Source organism: Rothia sp. HMSC058E10, assembly GCF_001809415.1.
In the GTDB taxonomy this organism is placed as follows: Bacteria; Actinomycetota; Actinomycetes; order Actinomycetales; family Micrococcaceae; genus Rothia; species Rothia dentocariosa.
Window position 1 is genome coordinate 1 of record NZ_KV797643.1, and the last position, 17,789, is coordinate 17,789.

The 17,789-nt window shown below is 50.3% G+C and carries 15 protein-coding genes and 2 pseudogenes; 9 read left to right on the forward strand and 8 right to left on the reverse strand.

Translation table 11 applies throughout. The features are described 5' to 3' along the window. The first annotated feature begins 136 nt into the window (after window positions 1-136). The 7 genes from HMPREF2609_RS10705 (at window position 137) to HMPREF2609_RS09450 (ending at window position 8,314) form a co-directional block, all read left to right on the forward strand. Entirely contained in the window at window positions 137-313 is a 177-nt protein-coding gene (locus HMPREF2609_RS10705; protein ID WP_246825641.1) for a hypothetical protein, read from the forward strand. Window positions 314-506: 193 nt separating this feature from the next. Continuing rightward, on the forward strand, window positions 507-1,343 hold the full coding sequence (locus HMPREF2609_RS09425; protein WP_070536573.1) for a YwqG family protein: 837 nt from the start codon (window positions 507-509) through the stop codon (window positions 1,341-1,343). Between the two features lie 229 nt (window positions 1,344-1,572). Further along, on the forward strand, window positions 1,573-2,463 hold the full coding sequence (locus HMPREF2609_RS09430; RefSeq protein ID WP_070536575.1) for a YwqG family protein: 891 nt from the start codon (window positions 1,573-1,575) through the stop codon (window positions 2,461-2,463). 333 nt (window positions 2,464-2,796) lie between these two features. Beyond that, window positions 2,797-4,221, forward strand: coding sequence for an ApeA N-terminal domain 1-containing protein (locus tag HMPREF2609_RS09435; protein ID WP_070536577.1), 1,425 nt, complete (start codon window positions 2,797-2,799; stop codon window positions 4,219-4,221). Between the two features lie 183 nt (window positions 4,222-4,404). Next, window positions 4,405-5,883 carry an O-acetylhomoserine aminocarboxypropyltransferase/cysteine synthase family protein gene (locus HMPREF2609_RS09440; RefSeq protein ID WP_070449995.1) on the forward strand — a complete coding sequence of 493 codons (1,479 nt, stop codon included), beginning with the start codon at window positions 4,405-4,407 and terminating at the stop codon, window positions 5,881-5,883. Further along, window positions 5,883-6,386 (forward strand): CoA-binding protein, encoded by a 504-nt coding sequence (locus HMPREF2609_RS09445; RefSeq protein ID WP_013398362.1) that lies wholly within the window; start codon window positions 5,883-5,885, stop codon window positions 6,384-6,386. Before HMPREF2609_RS09440 ends, HMPREF2609_RS09445 begins: the two co-directional genes overlap by 1 nt. 374 nt (window positions 6,387-6,760) lie before the next feature. After that, a complete protein-coding gene (locus HMPREF2609_RS09450) occupies window positions 6,761-8,314 on the forward strand; it encodes an ATP-binding protein (protein WP_070449998.1) in 1,554 nt (517 codons plus the stop codon). A gap of 573 nt (window positions 8,315-8,887) precedes the next feature. Here the strand turns inward: HMPREF2609_RS09450 and HMPREF2609_RS09455 are convergent. Beyond that, a complete protein-coding gene (locus HMPREF2609_RS09455) occupies window positions 8,888-9,688 on the reverse strand; it encodes a trimeric intracellular cation channel family protein (protein ID WP_048752794.1) in 801 nt (266 codons plus the stop codon). 187 nt (window positions 9,689-9,875) lie between these two features. On the opposite strand from HMPREF2609_RS09455, the gene HMPREF2609_RS09460 reads away from it, so the two are divergent. Both HMPREF2609_RS09460 and HMPREF2609_RS09465 read left to right on the forward strand, forming a co-directional pair. Further along, the gene (locus tag HMPREF2609_RS09460; protein WP_048752796.1) at window positions 9,876-10,493 is read left to right on the forward strand and encodes a hypothetical protein; all 618 of its coding nucleotides are present in this window, start codon (window positions 9,876-9,878) and stop codon (window positions 10,491-10,493) included. 269 nt (window positions 10,494-10,762) lie between these two features. After that, entirely contained in the window at window positions 10,763-11,968 is a 1,206-nt protein-coding gene (locus tag HMPREF2609_RS09465) for a multidrug effflux MFS transporter (protein ID WP_246825642.1), read from the forward strand. A gap of 282 nt (window positions 11,969-12,250) precedes the next feature. Here the strand turns inward: HMPREF2609_RS09465 and HMPREF2609_RS11270 are convergent. The 7 genes and pseudogenes from HMPREF2609_RS11270 to HMPREF2609_RS09495 all read right to left on the reverse strand — a co-directional run bounded on the left by HMPREF2609_RS11270 (window position 12,251) and on the right by HMPREF2609_RS09495 (window position 17,721). Then, window positions 12,251-13,573: pseudogene (locus tag HMPREF2609_RS11270) on the reverse strand (ISL3 family transposase). A gap of 159 nt (window positions 13,574-13,732) precedes the next feature. Then, the gene (merA, locus tag HMPREF2609_RS09475) at window positions 13,733-15,373 is read right to left on the reverse strand and encodes a mercury(II) reductase (RefSeq protein ID WP_001031935.1); all 1,641 of its coding nucleotides are present in this window, start codon (window positions 15,371-15,373) and stop codon (window positions 13,733-13,735) included. 28 nt (window positions 15,374-15,401) lie between these two features. Further along, window positions 15,402-15,491: pseudogene (locus tag HMPREF2609_RS10710) on the reverse strand (Hg(II)-responsive transcriptional regulator); the annotation flags it as partial. A gap of 223 nt (window positions 15,492-15,714) precedes the next feature. Further along, on the reverse strand, window positions 15,715-15,996 hold the full coding sequence (locus HMPREF2609_RS09480; protein ID WP_070536580.1) for a hypothetical protein: 282 nt from the start codon (window positions 15,994-15,996) through the stop codon (window positions 15,715-15,717). Between the two features lie 41 nt (window positions 15,997-16,037). After that, the gene (locus tag HMPREF2609_RS09485) at window positions 16,038-16,481 is read right to left on the reverse strand and encodes a GNAT family N-acetyltransferase (protein ID WP_070536582.1); all 444 of its coding nucleotides are present in this window, start codon (window positions 16,479-16,481) and stop codon (window positions 16,038-16,040) included. 128 nt (window positions 16,482-16,609) lie between these two features. Continuing rightward, on the reverse strand, window positions 16,610-17,140 hold the full coding sequence (locus HMPREF2609_RS09490) for an alkylhydroperoxidase, AhpD family (RefSeq protein ID WP_013398369.1): 531 nt from the start codon (window positions 17,138-17,140) through the stop codon (window positions 16,610-16,612). Continuing rightward, the gene (locus tag HMPREF2609_RS09495; protein WP_004006488.1) at window positions 17,140-17,721 is read right to left on the reverse strand and encodes a peroxiredoxin; all 582 of its coding nucleotides are present in this window, start codon (window positions 17,719-17,721) and stop codon (window positions 17,140-17,142) included. Before HMPREF2609_RS09495 ends, HMPREF2609_RS09490 begins: the two co-directional genes overlap by 1 nt. Between the last annotated feature and the right edge of the window lie 68 nt (window positions 17,722-17,789).

Here is a 17,789-nt window from a genome sequence, read left to right on the forward strand (position 1 = left end):
TTACCCCGTTCACGGGGTAGAGGAAGTCAAACAGCATATATTCCAGATAGGGAATGTGGAATATATGCTCTGATAAGTTTATATACCGTTTTTGGAATATAAATATATGGGTTGATAAAGAGATGGAAAAACCCACATGTATTCATGGGTACAGGGCAGCGACGAATCCAAGCTCACCTCTGAGACGCTGTGGGATAGCCTGAAAGTGGTCAAGGAGAAGCACGCTCATAAGGTAGATTCCGATATGTTCTACCTGAACGCGGGAATTACCGCGGCTCTGGGCGTGATCGAGGAAATCGACAAAAATATCTAGTATGCGCATCACAGCGACAGCACCCTTGTTCGGAACTCTCCAGGGATTCCGAGCGAGGGTGTTGTTACTGGTTCACATTGTGTAGTATGCGGATGCGTTCGTTTTTCACCCCACAACGATATTCAAGGCATACTATAAAAAAGTGTGTTCTCATGGTTAATACATGCCATTAACCACGCCTTGGAGGATGTCCATGAGCACTCTAGAAGAAAAAGCGCAGTATGTTGCCGATGCGCTCAATAAAGACCACGTCAAGCAGGCGGTACGCATCACGGCAACCGCCTCTAAGGCTCCGCTGCCAAAGACCGCCTCAAAATTTGGGGGCGTTCCTTATGTACCTATGGGTGCTTCGGCGCCAACAAACTCCAGTGGTCAGCCCTTGGGGATGATCGCGCAGATTAACTGTGCAGAGCTGCCGCCGAATGATATCTATCCAAAAACTGGCATGGTGCAATTCTGGATAGACCCGAAGGACGAGGCGTGGGGGTTCGATGCCGCGAAGCCTGCATCCCAGGAGAACTGGCGGGTTATCCATTACAAAAATGTGGGCAGGCCAGACCCGAACACGACTCTTCCTGCCGTAGAACCTAAGGACAACTGGCCCGTTGAACCCACGCAGGCCGAGTTTGCGCTTTCGTTCGAGGTGATCGAGCAGGGTATTACCGGCGCCGCCAACTACTACTATGAAGATTTCGCGCGCGTGTGGAATAAGATGTACCCCGAATCGCAGCTTGAGAGCTACCAGGAGGCGCAGGGTGCCGCCCTCACGATCGAGGAAAACGACGAATTCTCGAAGATCGGTGGGTATCCCTACTTTGTGCAGAGCGACCCCCGGTTCTTCAACGAGGCTCTGCAGGGGCATACCGTGAACCTGTTGACCATTGTTTCTGAGGTGGACTGGGCAGAACCCCATGACGGTTCACCTAAGCTCATGTGGTGCGGTGGAGGCGCGGCAAACTGGCTGATAACGCCCGAACAGCTGGCGGCGGGTGACTTCTCAAACGTGATTTTTGAGTGGTCGAGCAGCTAACCGACCCGTTTTGATTTTTATTCAGGGGGGGTGTGGCGTACTCAAGATACTTGAACACCACACCCCCTGAATCTTTGGGGTGCCTAGAGTCATGTTCCGAATCATGCAGCGTGTGGCCTCCCAAAAAAATACACCGTTGAATGAGCGCACGAGTGACGAAGTTCTGCGCGCGGCACCGCAAAATGTGTTCTGATGGTTGTAGCACTGAACCAACCACCCGGAGGAACATATGAATACCACCGAGCAGAACGCGGCGAAAAACACCGAAGCGCAGGTGCGTCGAGTCCTCGACGTTATGAACCAGGGAAAACTCAAGCACGCTATCAGGATTACGGCAACCCCATCGCAGCAGCCGTTGCCGAAGACCGCCTCCAAATTCGGGGGAGTACCGTACCTGCCTGTGGGAGAATCCGCGCCGACGAACGCATCCGGCCAGCCCCTAGGCATGATTGCGCAGATTAACTGTGCTGAGCTGCCGCAGAATAATATTTACCCGAAGAGCGGTATGCTTCAATTTTGGATTGACCCTCACGACACCGTGTGGGGGTATGACTATAACAAGCCTGCGGTTCAAGAGAACTGGCGGGTGCTCTACTACGAGAGCGTGGATGAACCGAGCCCGGATGCGCCGCTGCCGGTGATTGACTGGGACACGATCGGCTGGCCTATCGAACCGGAAAGCGTGGAATTTGCGCTCTCGTTCAGCCTGGTCGAGCAGGGAGTTACCGGTACTGCGCACTACTATTATCCCGATTTTGCGCGAGTGTGGGATGAGCTGTATCCCGAGGATAAACTGCCCACGGGAGACGACGAGCGGGCGAGGATTCAGCGGGCAAACGCCGTTGAGGAGCTTACTCTCCCGTATGAGGAGAGTGATGAGTACTCCCGGATTGGCGGCTACCCCTACTTTATTCAGAATGACCCGCGGGATTTCGATGAGAACCTGCAGGGGCACACGGTGAACCTGCTGACCATTGTTTCTGAGGCGGACTGGGAGTCAGAGGAAGAAACCCCGGAACTCCTCTGGGGCGATGCGGGCTCCGCAAACTGGCTGATAACACCCGAGCAGCTGGCGGCGGGCGATTTCTCAAACGTGATCTTTGAATGGTCGAGTTGCTAGACAAGAAATATATATGCTGGTGACGCAATTGCTTGCATGTTCGAATTGAGGCTTGCTAAAGTAAGAGCAACAGTCCCCCCTCCGCCTCTGTACCAAACGGTATATGCGCCCTGAGGGGGTCCTCTTATATCAGGAGAGCCTTCGATGGGCAGAGTGCCACCACCTTTTCTATCAATGGACGATAGAATTCAGTACCTTGAAGACAAGAACTATTTTCCCTATGGAATAAATTTCTGGAGGGAACACGAAATTTCTTGAGTGCATATTGTTATGAATACATGAGATATACAGAATTTGGCACTCAAATTATTCAGCAGGAAGGAAGAATATACTATGCTGGAAAACAATCTAAAAGAGGGGCAAGTACGTGTTGGGTGGCTCTACCCAGGTGAAGTTGAGAAAGAGAGAGGTATTCCTGCTACTTTGGTGCGCAAGAATAATCGCATTGAGTTACTTGTTCAAGTAAAAAGTTGTAAAGATAGCTCTCCTGCTACTAGATGGGGAATGAATAATATTCATTTTGGCGATGATCCACGGCGTGAGAAGTATCAATATGATGCACCTGAGAATATGTATTTTGTTGACGATATTGGTCGTATTCTTCTTATAGGTTGTAAATCTTCTGGGTTGAGGGATAGCATACTTTCATCATCCGCAAAGCTTGGCGGTATACTAAAGAAAGTATCAGTAACTACAGCTATATTTTCAACAAAAGTATATAACACTGATGCTTTTAATGGTTATAAAACTGAGATAGAGAGTCTTTCTCAATGGCTTCAGATGGATACACTAAATTTGGTTTATGAATATTATGAAGATGAGCGGATGTCGCGTGTGAAATCGGCATCAACTAAAGTATCCTCTGACAAAGAAATAATGGTTAGCGATTCCATAGGGTTAAAATTTAAATCTGGATTTAATGTAAAACCTAATGACTCATTAACGCAAATCACTTATGAGTCCGCTGATAGTCTAGAGACCTACCATCGGGATGGTATATCATTCAATGAAGCAATGAAAAATCATAATGCAATAAGAGATTTGATGACAGTTTCTTCGTGGAGTAATCATCAATTCACTTCGATATCTGTGTCACATGATAGAGATAAAGAATTTGATGATAAGGATAGGTGGGTAAAAGCAATTTCAGTTTATTGGAATACGACTGAAACCGTTGATGTAAAAAATAAAGAATTCATGTTTACGTACCAGGATATTGAAGAGTCTGGGGTTCAACGTTGGCTAAATATACGCAATCAATATTCCCGGGCAATTGACCCTATATTAACAACTATTAGGTGGAATGACAGTCCTATTGAGAATACTCTTTTTAACCTTTGTGCAGGTGTCGAGGCTCTTGGAAGATATATCGCTCGTGATTTCCCTGATAAATCTTTAGAAGACAAAGGAAGGGCCTATTTGCGAAGTGCATTGCAGAATATTATTAATCAAATACCCAAAGGTATTTTGCCATATGTCAAGGCAGGTGAGGGTGATCGAGACGGGAAGGTAGTTAATAACCTGCCTGAATGGAAAGAAAAAATTAATGACTCATATAATTCTGTAAAGCATTTTGGAGGTAAAGAGATAGATTATAATAGGGTATTTGAAGCAATTGATCTTTTAAGGATTATTCTTCTTTCCTGGGTTGGAACTCAGCTCGGAGTTCCTGCTAATGTCTTGAAGGAACGTTTAAAAAGATATAAAAGGTATCTTCCCGAGTTAACTAGAAATGGCTATAAAAAAGGAGAAGCCTAAAAGGACTCTTGACGTGTAACTTTGATTACTAGAGCTCTATCCTGCTTCATAATCCGACACAAACGACATAATGCTACGCGCACTTGGCGCATCCGGGGACCGTGGCACAGTATAGGGTTGAGTACCTCTGTTCCTCGACCTTGGCGCATCATTCGGCTGCGCTAAGCCAACCAGGAGTCATGCATGGCTGAACATACTTTCGGATTCCGCACCCGCGCACTGCACGCGGGCGGCACCCCGGACGCTGAACACGGCGCCCGCGCGGTCCCTATCTACCAGACCACCTCATTCGTTTTCAAAGACACCGACGATGCCGCCAACCTCTTCTCCCTGCAGAAATACGGCAACGTCTACTCGCGCCTATCGAACCCGACCGTTGCCGCGCTGGAAGAGCGCATCGCATCCCTAGAGGGCGGTATCGGGGCGGTGGCGACCGCATCCGGTATGGCCGCCGAGTTCATCACTTTCGCCGCGCTCTGCCAGGCGGGCGATCACCTTGTGGCATCCTCACAGCTGTACGGCGGAACAGTCACCCAGCTTGATGTTTCCCTGCGTCGATTCGGCATCGAAACCACCTTTGTGGAAGGCACCGACCCCGCGGATTACAAGGCGGCGCTGACCGAGAACACCAAGGCAATCTACACGGAGGTTGTCGCCAACCCCTCCGGCGAGATCGCAGACATTGAAGGGCTCGCTGCTGTAGCCCATGAGGTGGGAGTCCCCCTCGTCGTAGACGCTACGATCTCAACCCCGTACCTGATTCGCCCGCTGGAACACGGGGCCGACATTGTGATTCACTCCGCCACCAAATTCCTGGGCGGGCACGGAACCACCCTCGGCGGCGTGGTTGTTGAGAGCGGACGGTTCAACTGGGCGAACGGCAACTTCCCGCTCATGACTGAGCCGGTGCCTTCGTACAATAACGTCTCGTGGTGGGGGAACTTCGGCGAATACGGGTTCCTCACAAAACTGCGTTCCGAGCAGCTGCGCGACTTCGGTCCCGCACTCTCACCGCAGTCGGCATTCAACCTGCTTCAGGGCGTCGAAACCCTGCCGCAGCGCATGGATGCGCACCTGGCCAACGCGAAAAAGGTCGTGGACTGGCTGGTTGAGGATGCGCGCATCGCCTACGTGAACTACGCCGGTTTGCCGGGGCATGCGCACCACGAACGCGCGAAAAAACTGTTGCCGCTGGGCGTTGGGTCTGTGTTCTCTTTTGGGGTGAAGAGCACCGAGAAGGCGAGCGGCCGCGTGGTTGGCGGCGAGTTCATTAGCGCGCTTGTGTTGGCATCGCATCTGGCGAATATTGGTGACTCGCGCACCCTGGTGCTGCATCCGGGTTCGACCACACATCAGCAGCTTTCCAGCGAGCAGCTTGCCGCGGCGGGCGTGGGCGAAGACCTGATCCGTATTTCGGTTGGGCTTGAGGATGTTGAAGACATTATCTGGGACCTTGACCAGGCACTCACCCACGCGACTGGCCTGAACCACGCGGGTGAACGTGTGGGCGAATCCAGTGCCGATAAGCTCGTTGCGGCACAAGAGGCTCTCGCCGCCGAAGAGGCTGACTCACAGCAGGGTGCCGCCTGCGCGCTGCCGAATAGCGCCGCAGCTTCGAGCGCCTCAGAGTCCAAGGAAGCACCCGCGAAGGAGGGCAACTAATGACTGAGAAACGTACCTGGGTAGGCCCGAGCGCCCCCGAGCGGCTGAACATTCTGCGCAATACCCGCACTATCGCGATTGTGGGGATGAGCGATAAGATTTCGCGCGCCTCAAACTTCGTGGCAACCTACCTGCTGTCTTCGTCGCCGTATACGGTGTATTTTGTGAACCCGATTCTTGCGGCGAAAGGCAAGACCGTGCTGGGGCAGCCGGTGTACGCCTCGCTTCAGGACCTACCAGAAGTGCCCGATCTCGTCGAGATTTTCCGTCGCAATGAAGATCTCCCGGGCGTGGTTCAGGAGGCGGTTGATCTGGGCGCGAAAACCGTGTGGATGCAGCTGGGCTCGTGGAATGAGGAAGCTGCCGCTATCGGTGAGGCAGCTGGGCTGAACGTGGTCATGGACCGATGCGTGAAAATCGAGCACGCACGCTTCCATGGTGGCCTGCACCTTGCGGGCTTCAATACCGGTGTGATTTCCTCGAAACGCCAGGTCACGGCGTAGCTCGGCGACTGTCGCAGGCCTAATCTTCAAAGCGGCGGCTGTTTGGGAGTAATAAGCTTCCAAATGGCTGCCGCTCTTGTGTGATAGGTGCGCATCTTCCTGCCCTACAGAAATGGGGGGCGGTATGTTCCGCATCTGGGGTGCTTGGCTGGTCATCATCACAACATCTTCACAGCATCATTACAAAAAGTTGTGATGATACTGGGATGACCGAACAGTCGCAAAAACCTTGAAATTTCAAAGGGCTTTCCCCATGAGCCACAACGAAAATAAGCGTCATAACAACATCATCTCAACATCTTCACAAAAAATTGTGATGATATTGGTATGATGTTGTGAAGATGCCTTTATGCCCACCATTGCGGGGAGGAACCATGGACTTCACGGCCGTCGACCTTATTGATACATTACGCAAAAATCGCTCTGAGAGCTCAGCCCTAGAGGTCAAAGATGCTGAACACGGGTTCCCCAAATCTGTTTTAGATACGGTGAGTGCCTTCGCTAACGGGGAAGGCGGCACCATACTCCTGGGTGTTAGCGATCCCGCCTCTGGTTTAACGCCGGTTCCCCAATTTGATGCGCAAGCGATACATGATGCAGCCGTTGATTCGATACGCGATAAGGTTAAGCCACGCCCTCCCGCAGATGTGAGTATTGAAACCTTGCCACAAGGGCACCAGGTAGTGCGTATCGATGTTGAGCCGGGCGACCCGGTGCAGAAACCTTACTATGTTGATGCACGCGGCATGTATAACGGCGCATACCACCGCATCGGTGAGGCGGACGTTAGGCTCAGCAACTATGAGATAGACCGTCTGCTTGAAAATCGAACCCAGCCCCGATATGACGAAGAGATTGTACCTGAGGCAAGCATTGACGACCTTTCCCCAGAACTCGTCAGCAATTATGTTGCCCGTTTACGTGAAGAGCAACCCCGAGTCTTTGCGGGACTATCTGAAGTAGAAGCGCTAAAACAGGCTCGTATTCTGCGTCAGGATAAGCAGGGGCAAGAAGCACCAATACTAGGTGCACTTTTGGCGATGGGCACGGAGCCACAAGCTTTTTTCCCTCAGCTGATGATAAGTGTTGTGGTGTTGCCTGGTACCGAAATGGGGAAGGTCACCGCCGACAGTAAACGGTTTTTAGATAATCGTACCTGCAAAGGTCCAATACCTGTGATGGTTAAGGATGCTATGGCTGTACTTTTACGTAATATGAGCAAGACCTCGGTCATGCAGGGACGAGGCTCTTCAGCAATCGGCAGGGAAGACTTTTATGAATATCCTACCGATGCTATCCGTGAGCTACTGGTGAATGCTGTAATGCACCGCGACTATTCACCAGGAGCACGCGGTGCACAGGTTCAGGTGGAACTGTACACTGACCGTCTTGTGGTCCGTAGTCCCGGCGGTATCTTTGGGTCGGTAAATATTCGTGACTTTGGTCAGCCTGGGGTTTCTTCCACACGTAATGCCTTTCTTGCGGGATTTCTCATGGACTTGTCGGATCCAAGTACTGGTCGGCGCGTGGCGGAGAACCGTGCATCGGGCATACCAACAGTGTTTCGGGCGGTCAGGGAGGCCGGTTTGGAGCCTCCGGTGTTTGTGGATCAGCTGAGACATGTTGAAGTATCCATATTTAATAGGACCATGACCCATGTTGACAGCGGGGGAGAAACTCAACAAATCGTCCCGAACCACGAGCCTGACAGCACCGAGAAGTTGAATGTGCGTCAGCGTAATATTTTGCAGGGGTTACGGGAGCACGGTGACGCTGTTTCGGCATCATATGCCCATGAGCACTGGGGCGGAGGAGCTTCACGCACCTCTGTGGGCAACGATTTGAAACTTTTGGTTGGATTGGGGCTTGTGGAGGCAACTGCTCCGGCTCGAAGTAAGAACCGTAAATATCGTGTGGTAAGTGGGTGAGACGGCAGACCTTAAATCTGCGGGTCAGACGCTGTTTGCTCGTAAAAGGCCATATAGCAGTGTATTCATTGGTTCAGCCTTTGAGCTTTGGGGCGGATTGTTCATAGGGCAGTTAGAGAACTGTCTGCAGGGCAATGCATCTTCCCAATATCATCACAACTTTTTGTGATGATATTGAGAAGATATTGTGATGATACTGTCCTTCTGTCAGCGCAAGAGGGCTGGATAGGCTAAGAAGGCAGAAAATAGGGCTGGTTGGGGTGTTTTAGTGCGGTCGTATCGCTGGCGCATCGAGCCGAGGAAAATTAATCGTCAGAAACACAAAATTATATATTTATATTGTTTCCACCCGAAAATCTAAATCGGGTTAACCACTTGACAGCTTAAAACCCTACCCTTATGGATAGCTTTATGGGTATGCTAATACGAGTGCCTTGCGACAGGGGGCTTTCGCGGCGGTCGCAGGGTACTTTTGTGGCGGTGGGGTGCTTGGCACACATGAGCATCCCGCCGCCTTTATCGTTTCTTTCCGAACAGCGTTGAGGAACCTCTCAAGGCGAAGTAGCAGACCCGTTACTTACCGCGTTGCTCCCGTTCACGATGCAGCTGATCGCGATACGCCTGAATCTGATCCTCTGTAATCACATCCAGCTGGTTTGTGAGCGGCGTGCCCGGTGCCCAGCCCTCGTTCTCAAGGTGTTCGTGGTCGCGGCGGAATACATCCAGCAGGCGCGGGCGCTGAACCTTCAGCGTGGTGGGCATCGGCAGTCGCCAGTCGCGCCACCGTGCCACAACCCCCAACACCGTGCAGGTGAGCACAGACATAGCGATCGCCACATGAGGGCGCTCCAGCATCCTGAAGCAAATTGCTGTTTCGGCGGCACCCACGAACGCTACCGTGGCGTAGAGCGAGTTCCCGCCGAAGATAGCGGGGATGCGGTTCACCATAATATCGCGGATAACCCCGCCGCCAACCGCCGTTGTCACCCCCAGCGCGATGGCTGGGAGCCAGTGCAGTCCCAGGGTAAGGGATTTGATGGTGCCGGTAGCCGCCCAACAGCCCATGCCCAGAAAGTCTACGACCACAAGGGCGCGGGTGGCCCAGTTTGAGCTCAAATCCAGCACATACGCCAATGCCGCCGAGGTGATAGCGCCTACCCAGTACCAGCCGTCGGTGAGCGCTATTGGAAGCCCCACATTCAGCAAAATGTCACGAATCATGCCGCCGCCCATGCTGCAGACGACCGCCAGTAGCAAGAAGCCCACCATGTCGAACCGCAGGGCGCGCGCCACTGCTCCGCCGAGCAGGCCATTAGCCACTACGGCTGCAATATCTACGATTCGGAACAGCGTCTCGGGCTCGATATTGAACACGGTCGGCCTCCTTTCGACGGCTCAGGAGTAGAGGAGTGCGGCCCGCAGTTTTAGGCGCAACGTCTGCTATCTTACCGCGTGTGCTGCCGCTACGATACCCGCAGGTTTGTGGCGTGCCGCATACGCCAGATCTGTGCGAGACAATGGAGGAAAGTAAACGCAGGTTGAAAGTGCTGAGAGGAACGCAATGGCGGTTTCACGTGAGCAGGTTTTTGAGGTTCTTCAGCGGGTGCATCCGGTGCTAGAGCAGGGCCTGCCTGGATGGTCGGTGCGCCCAAATATTACGGGAACCGGCGCGGTGGGGCTGTATCTTGACGGCCCCGAGCTGCCGCTGATGGGTGTGAATCTGGCGGGCGAGCCCGTGGCACGGCATCTGTGCGGAACGGTTCAGAGTGCCGACCGTGGGCTTCCCGGCGAGCTGGATCAGGTGCGGTATCAGTATATTTTGGGCGTGAGCGTGACCGAGCGTGACGAGGAATATCCCGAATTAACCGACCTGCCCAAGACGGGGGAGCCCAGCTGGGTTGATGCTCTGCGGGTGTTGGATCAGCAGGTTCTCGCTAAACGCAGGGATGAATTTTTCATCAGCCGCGGCGGTTATGTGCCCGGTCGTCGAGCTTTGGGGAAACGCCGGGTGGCGCTGCGGCGCGAGTTCTTCCCCGGCAAACCCTGGCTGGGTCTGGGCACGATTGACTGGTGCGCGGGCGTGCGATCCACTCCGGTCTACGCCAGTGAGCTGGATGCGCTCGCCGCCGCCGCGGTGCACCTCGCCTCCACCTGGGATGCGGCGCTCCGGTCGGTCTAAAATTCAACTGACATGAGGTTTTATGCGTGACGTGCTCACGTTATACATAAGATTCACGAGTTAGGCATATTACCTGAAGAAGGCAGTGGGCGAGCCTTCAGCACCCATAACTTTCACCTACGCGAATAACCCCCCAAAGCGCCCTTAGATCCTCGGGAAGAGGGGAGTAGAATCAAAGAGGTGCCTCTCACAGGTTCTTTCTCAACGTTCAGAGGAACCTCTGACAGCAAGCAAACATCACACAGACACAACCAAGAATTCAGGTTTTCGTGACAACGCATTCACAGGGTGCGGTGGAGAATCCGCGCCGCATGCTTTTTCTCTACACAACACTCAGCGCGCTCATGGCCTGCTCGGCTATCTCGACCGACCTTTACCTGCCGGGTCTGCCGAGCATCGAATCGCAGATGGGCGGCAATATTGAGCTGACGATTACGGGATTCCTCATTGGGTTCGCGATTGCGCAGCTGATTTGGGGGCCTGTCAGCGACCGCATCGGGCGCAAAATTCCGCTGATGCTGGGCATGGCAATCTTTGCCGTCGGTTCTGCCGGATGCGCGCTCGCCTCAACCACAACCGAACTGGTTCTGTGGCGCTTGGTGCAGGCGGTCGGTGCGTGTGTGGGTCCTATGCTTGCGCGCGCTATCGTGCGTGATATGTACCAGGGCGTGCGTGCGGCACAGGTACTTTCTACTCTTGTGCTTATTATGGCGATTGCGCCGATTGCCGGGCCGCTTCTTGGCGGGTTCCTGGTGGTTTCCGGCGGGTGGCGGCTGACTTTCTGGGCTATTGTGACCATCAGCGCCATTATTCTGCTTTTGGTCTTTTTCCTGCCCGAGAGTCTGCCTGAGAATAAGCGTGAAAGCAGTACGGTACTTGCGGCGTTTAGAAGTTATCCGCTTCTGCTGCGCCGCCGCACTTTTATGAGGTACGTGCTGTGCGTGTGTTTCTTTTACGTGGCGATTTACGCTTTTATCACGGCATCGTCGAGCGTGTATATCACGAGGTTCGGGGTTGATCCGCGCTATTACGGTCTGCTTTTCGGCGTGAATATTATCGGGGTGATGGTGCTCAGCAGTTTCAATCGACGATTTGTGCAGCGTTATAGTCTGGATTTTCTGCTGCGTATTTCGACTGCGGTTGCCGGGGTGGCTTCTATACTCGCCGTGATAACTGTTGCTGCGGATGCGGGTGGTCTGTGGGGTGTAGCGGTTCCGGTGTTCCTGGTGTTTAGTATGAACGGCATCGTTGCCGCCTGCACGAACGCCGCCGCCCTAAATTCTGTGGAACCTGCCATTGCTGGTTCCGCTGCGGCACTCTTAGGGTCGTTCCAGTATGGAAGCGGTATTATTTCTTCGCTCCTGCTCGCGGTTATTCCGGGGGAGAGGACGATTCTGATGGTCTCTATTATCTGTGCGTTCGTCCTGCTCTCGGCGGTGATGGGCTTCCCGAAAGCACCCGCAGAAAAAGCCTAAGGAACAACCTCAGAGGCAGGAAGCGGCTTAGAATTTATTGTCCTACTCGCATCTGCATCTGAACTTGCGTAGGTAAAACTCTGGGTATAGCCCGGTGCCTCAGGGATTGAGAGTAAGAGGGAGCAGCTGATTCAACTGCCCCCTATTCACTTTAAGTTAAGCTGCCGCTAGCCCCTTAACAAGTAGTTCGCGGGCAACTTCAGAGGTGCTTTGTCCTCGTTGAGATGCTAGGTCTCGGATAGTATTGTTAAGGGGTATTCGGATTTTATGGTGGAAAAGGGCTTATAAATCACCCTTCTCCAAATTCTTAATAAGTGTGGAAAAATCGACACCTAAGTTGTCTGTAATGTCGTGATCATTCACTTCATACCAATTGAAAGTATCGTATAACATAGCTTTATTGAAAGCACTTGAATTAAATCGTGGCTTACGCTTTTTATGGAGCTTCTCATTGAAAAGGATTTTGGCTCGTAAGGCATCAAACGAGTAACCTCTACCCATTCGCTCTACCTGCCTAATAATGCTGTTAATTGACTCCGTATAAGCATTAGTGAGCCTTTTATCAAAGTAGTTGAATATTTCAACATGCCAGTTGTCTACGGCTCTCACGAGGTCTTTATATGCGTCTTTAGAGTTGCTGGACATACAACGGTGTCTCCATTGACTATAACGAAGATGACCTTCATCTGGATCAGGAGTATCCCATATCCAGTAAAACTCTTCTTTGAGTTCATAGGCTTCTTTTAAAGCAGGAAGATTACCTAACCAAGTATCTAAGAGGAATGATTCACGTTCATTTAGATCGTGTTTACGCTTTAGAAGGATAAACCTTTCACGCATAAGGGTACGTCTTTCTTTTTGGCTCATATGGGCTTTCAAAGACTTTCTGACGTTATCTAAGGCTTGATTAGCCATTCTAACTACATGAAACTTATCTACGACAACTTTAGCGTGTGGAAGGATAGTGTTCACTGCGTCTTTGTAGGGCTTCCACATATCCATTGTGACTTACTCAATGTAAGTCCTGTCACTGATTTCTGAAAGACGTTGGATGACTGTTTCCTTGTTACGGTTAGGCTTGATGTCATAAATAGTCCTGCGTTCAATATTAGTCAATACAAGCCGAGGTCTACGGATAATATGTATCTCGTCTATCCCAAGCCACTTAGGAGTTTCAAACTGGTATTCACGTTCTTTGAGTGCCACATAGTCCTTAAAAACGTTCCTAATGGTTTTCTCGTCAACACCAACGCTTTCTGCGACTTCTACAAAGGTCTTAGACATGGATTGCTCTTGAATGGACTTTAAAAGCCTTTTGGTCATACTACGCTTTTCATCTACAGATATTAGGCGTTCCCAGAAGGTAGATCCGCATTCACGACACTTGTATCGTCTACGGTTCAATTGTAAGCCCACTCGCTTTAAACGAATGGGCAAATCCATAATTAGTTGATTTCTTGAACTGTGTTTGTACAACTTGTCAAAACCACATTCAGGACAACGTTCAGGTGGTCCGACTGCTTCAACTTTAAACATCATATCGGTTTCATTTTCTTGTGGCGGTTCTATTGTTTTAATGTCTGGTAGGGATAATAAGTCTGACATATTATTCATCCTTTATTACTCTGCGGTGTTAAGGTATCAATTATAGATTTGATGTCGAAATCATCAGTGTTAAATTATTTTTGTGACCACAAATTCACTTAGAAAATCCCTTAAAGCATTAGCTGGTTCACTTGAATAGGGAGTTGTAAAAAAGTTCCCTTAGCCTGCACAACAAGATAATTTCGAAATATCTTTATCGAACGTAAGTGCAACTAATTTTAGCCCTTCAGCCATTGTTAAATATGGTGCTAGGGTTTCTGTTAAATCTTCTATCGTTAAGCCAAATTTAACAGCTAATGATGCTGCATAGATGACATCTCCTGCATTTTCAGATACAATATGAACCCCTAATACTTTTAGTGTTTCTGCATCTGCTACTAGTTTAAATACACCGGTTGTTTCACGGTTTACAATTGCTCTTGGAACAGCATCTAAAGGTAATACAGATGTCTTCACATCATACCCTTTCTCTTTTGCTTGTTCTTCTGTTAAACCAACCGTTGCAACCGTCGGATTCGTAAACGTAACAGCAGGAACTACCGATAAATCTATTTTTTTGTTTAATCCACCAATAGCATTATCAGTAATAATTCCACCTTCATAGGCTGCTACATATACAAATTGTGGTCCTAAAGTCACATCTCCTGCTGCATAAATCTTTTCATTACTTGTTTGACCAAAATCATTGATCAGGATTTCATTATTTTTTCCAGTTTCAACACCTGCTGCACTTAAATTTAAAGAATCCGTATTTGGTTTTCTTCCAGTGGCAACAAGTAACTGATCTGATTCAATGACTTCTCTACTGCCATTTACTGTTACGTAAACCCTTTTTATCTCTCCACTTTGTTCAACACGCTCAAAAGTTGCCCCTTTGACAAGGTTTATACCCTGTTCAATTAACGCTTTTTCAACTGACTCTGAAATCTCAGGATCATACTCCTTTAAAAGTCGCTCACTTCTTTGCATAAGCGTTATTTCTGAACCTAAATGATGAAATAGTTGTCCAAGCTCCATTCCAATGTATCCTGAACCAATTACAGTTAATCGTTTTGGTATTTTCTTTAACTCAAGAAGTGTTGTACTAGTTAAATAGTCCATTTTTTCAAGTCCTGAAATTTGGGGCAACGAAGGCGATGCACCTGTTGCAATTAAAAAGCGTTTTGCAGATAACTTTGCCCCATTGACCTCAACCGTACTAGCATCAACGAATTTTGCTTCACCTTTAATTAAATCAAAATTATATTCATCAATTAAATCCATATATTTTTGATTCCGAAGTTCGCTCACCAATTTATCCTTTTGCGTGATTAAACTAGCTAAATCCACTTCTCCAGCGGATGTTTGTAAACCTATAAACGGATTGTCTTTTGATAAATGATTGATTTCCCCTGCCCTAAGAAGAGTTTTTGACGGAACACAGCCAATATTCACACAGGTTCCCCCAACCGTTCCACGCTCAATCATTCCAACTTTTGCACCGTATTCTATAGCTTTAATTGCCGAAGAAAAGGCAGCAGCACCAGAACCAATAATAAGAAGGTCATAATTGTCTTCATTAATTAACGCCACGTTTTCTAGTGATGATACTTCTTCAATTTCTCCGGCTTGGTAATTTGCTTCATCAATCGCCTTTATTGCACTTTCAACCTCAATATCATCGGGCAGTTCAAATACTGCTTCACCACGACGATAACTAGACTCAATATTTTTAGCACCTATCTTTTCAAGTGCTGATTCTACGTGTTTTTCACAACCCGTACAAGTCATTCCTGAAATGTTTACCTTAAATTTATTCATAAAAAAGCTCCTTTCGTTAATTAATCTCTCATGTTAATGTTTCTATTATTGGACACGAATGTAATTGCTTTTCATCTGGACATCGTTGTTTTAAGTCGTCTAACATAGTTTCATATCTGCAAACTCACTAATGCGATAAATCATCTTATTTCACCCCCTGAATATTATAAACCATGTACCATAGTACACGGTCAAGTAAATTGGACTATTTTATTTTTTTCCCAAAGTATCACTCGTATGTGATTGATACTTTTATATAATACTATTGATTATCCTAACATCCCACCAGAAAATCCGATTTAAACACCAGTTGTTTTTAAACTATTAAGAAAGTAATTCCACTATATATTCCGAAGACCCTTGTTAAGTTCTTCAGGCAGTCGCATATGCAGTACTGGTGAGTGTTGAGATGCTTGTTCTTTCTGCTCTGAGAGCTTGCGGCGGCCGCGAGTCATCTTAACGAGCTCTGTATAATCATCAGTTCCTGTTGCCGCTTTGAGCATTGCCAAAGCAGACTGCCGAGCTTCTTCCCCGGTGAGTAGAGTGTTAGGAATGGGAGTAAATTCTCCCTTTTCAGCTGCCTCCGCCATTTCTTCAAAATATGTATCGTCGTAGGTAGTCATAGGTCTTAGTTCCTTTCCCGGTCTGCGGCGTGCGCCAGCTTCTAAAACACATACTTCGCGAGGGTTACGCATCCGTTATCCTGCACCGGAGTGAAGCCGAAGCGCCGATAGAGCTTGATGACGGGTGTGTCCACAATATCTGTAGTGATGAACCTCTGGCGAATGCTCTCCCGGTCAAAATCGGCGATAATTCTTCCCAGCAGTGCCGATCCGATACCGTGGCGCTGAGCCTGCGGGTGCACCAGCAGATCCTGGATATACGCAATGGTTTGTCCATCACCCACCGCACGTACCAGACCGATAAGCCGCTCGGCTCCTTCCGCCGTGTTCTCACGCGCCACATAGAGGTACCGCGACCCATCCAGCATAGGGACCAGCCGCTCGGGTGTGCGAGTGTAGGCGCTCCAGCCCACCGCATCATATAGTTCAACGAGTTCTTCGGTGCTTGGTAGGGAATTCTTGGCGTTCAAAATACTGTACTGCATACCCGTATTATCCTATGCCCCACACGAAAAAGAGCCTGATAGTGAAAAGCGGAATTTCTAACGCTTATTCACTACCAGGCTCTTTTTACGCGAGATTACGCGGGGCGAGGCCGTAGGGCTCTTTGTGCTTAGCCCAGTGCTTCAGCCAGCTGAATACCCTGTGCTACGCCGCCCATGGTTGCCGCAATGCGGATCAGGTCGTTAACCTGCTCCTTGGAGGCGCCTTCCTCGCGGATGGTGTGCTCGTGGGCAGCCACGCAGTGCGAACAACCGTTCACGGCAGAAACTGCGAGCGCCAGCATCTCAAAGTCGAGCTTATCGATACCGCCGTTTTTACCGATGATCTGCATGCGCAGGTTTGCACGCTGATCGTCGTAGGCGCCGTCGAGGAAGCCGCGGGTGCGGTAGAAGATGTTGTTCATCCCCATGATAGTTGCCGCGCCGAGTGCCGCATCGAAGGCGGTTTCGCTCAGGTGCTCTTTCGCCTCTGCTGCGATCTCAACGATAACGGAATCAACCTTGGTTGCCGCCGCAGTGGCCAGGATTGCGCCCCAGAGCTGCTGCTCGGTGAGCGAGGTGATGCGCGGCAGCGAAGACAGGTTCAGGTTCATGTCCTTCGCGTAGGAAGGCAGCGCGTTACGCAGGTTCTCAATGCTCATTACTTCATCTCCTTGAAGGCGTCGATGGTTTCTGCACCCTTCTTCCAGTTGCAGGCGCACAGCTCGTCGGACTGGAGCGCATCCAGCTGGCGGAGCACCTCGTCGGTGTTGCGGCCGACGGAATCTGCGGTAATGGATACCGACTGGATGGTGTTGTGCGGGTCGATGATGAAGGTTGCGCGGTCTGCCACGCCGTCCTTGTTGAGGACGCCCAGGGCGCTGGTGAGCTCGCGCTTGAGGTCGGATGCCATGACGATGGGCAGATCTACGAGCTCTTCGTGGGAGCGGCGCCATGCGTAGTGGGTGTATTCGTTATCCACGGATACGCCGATAACCTGGCAGTCGCGTGCCTCGAACTCGTCAGCGAGCTTGCCGAATGCGGCGATTTCGGTGGGGCAGACGAAGGTGAAGTCCTTGGGCCAGAAGAATACGACGCGCCAGGTGTCTTCGTCCAGACCCTCGGAGGAAACGGTGGTGAAGTAATCTTCGGGCTTGTTTGCCTCAATCTCGGCGAGCTTGCCGGGAACAACGCCGGTCAGCTCGTAGGCGGGGAACTGGTCGCCAATAGTTAGCACAGCCATAGTGTTCTTCTTTCCTGATCTAGGTGGGTACCTCAAGGCTGGTTCGTGTGTGACTTCGGTGGCCTTGA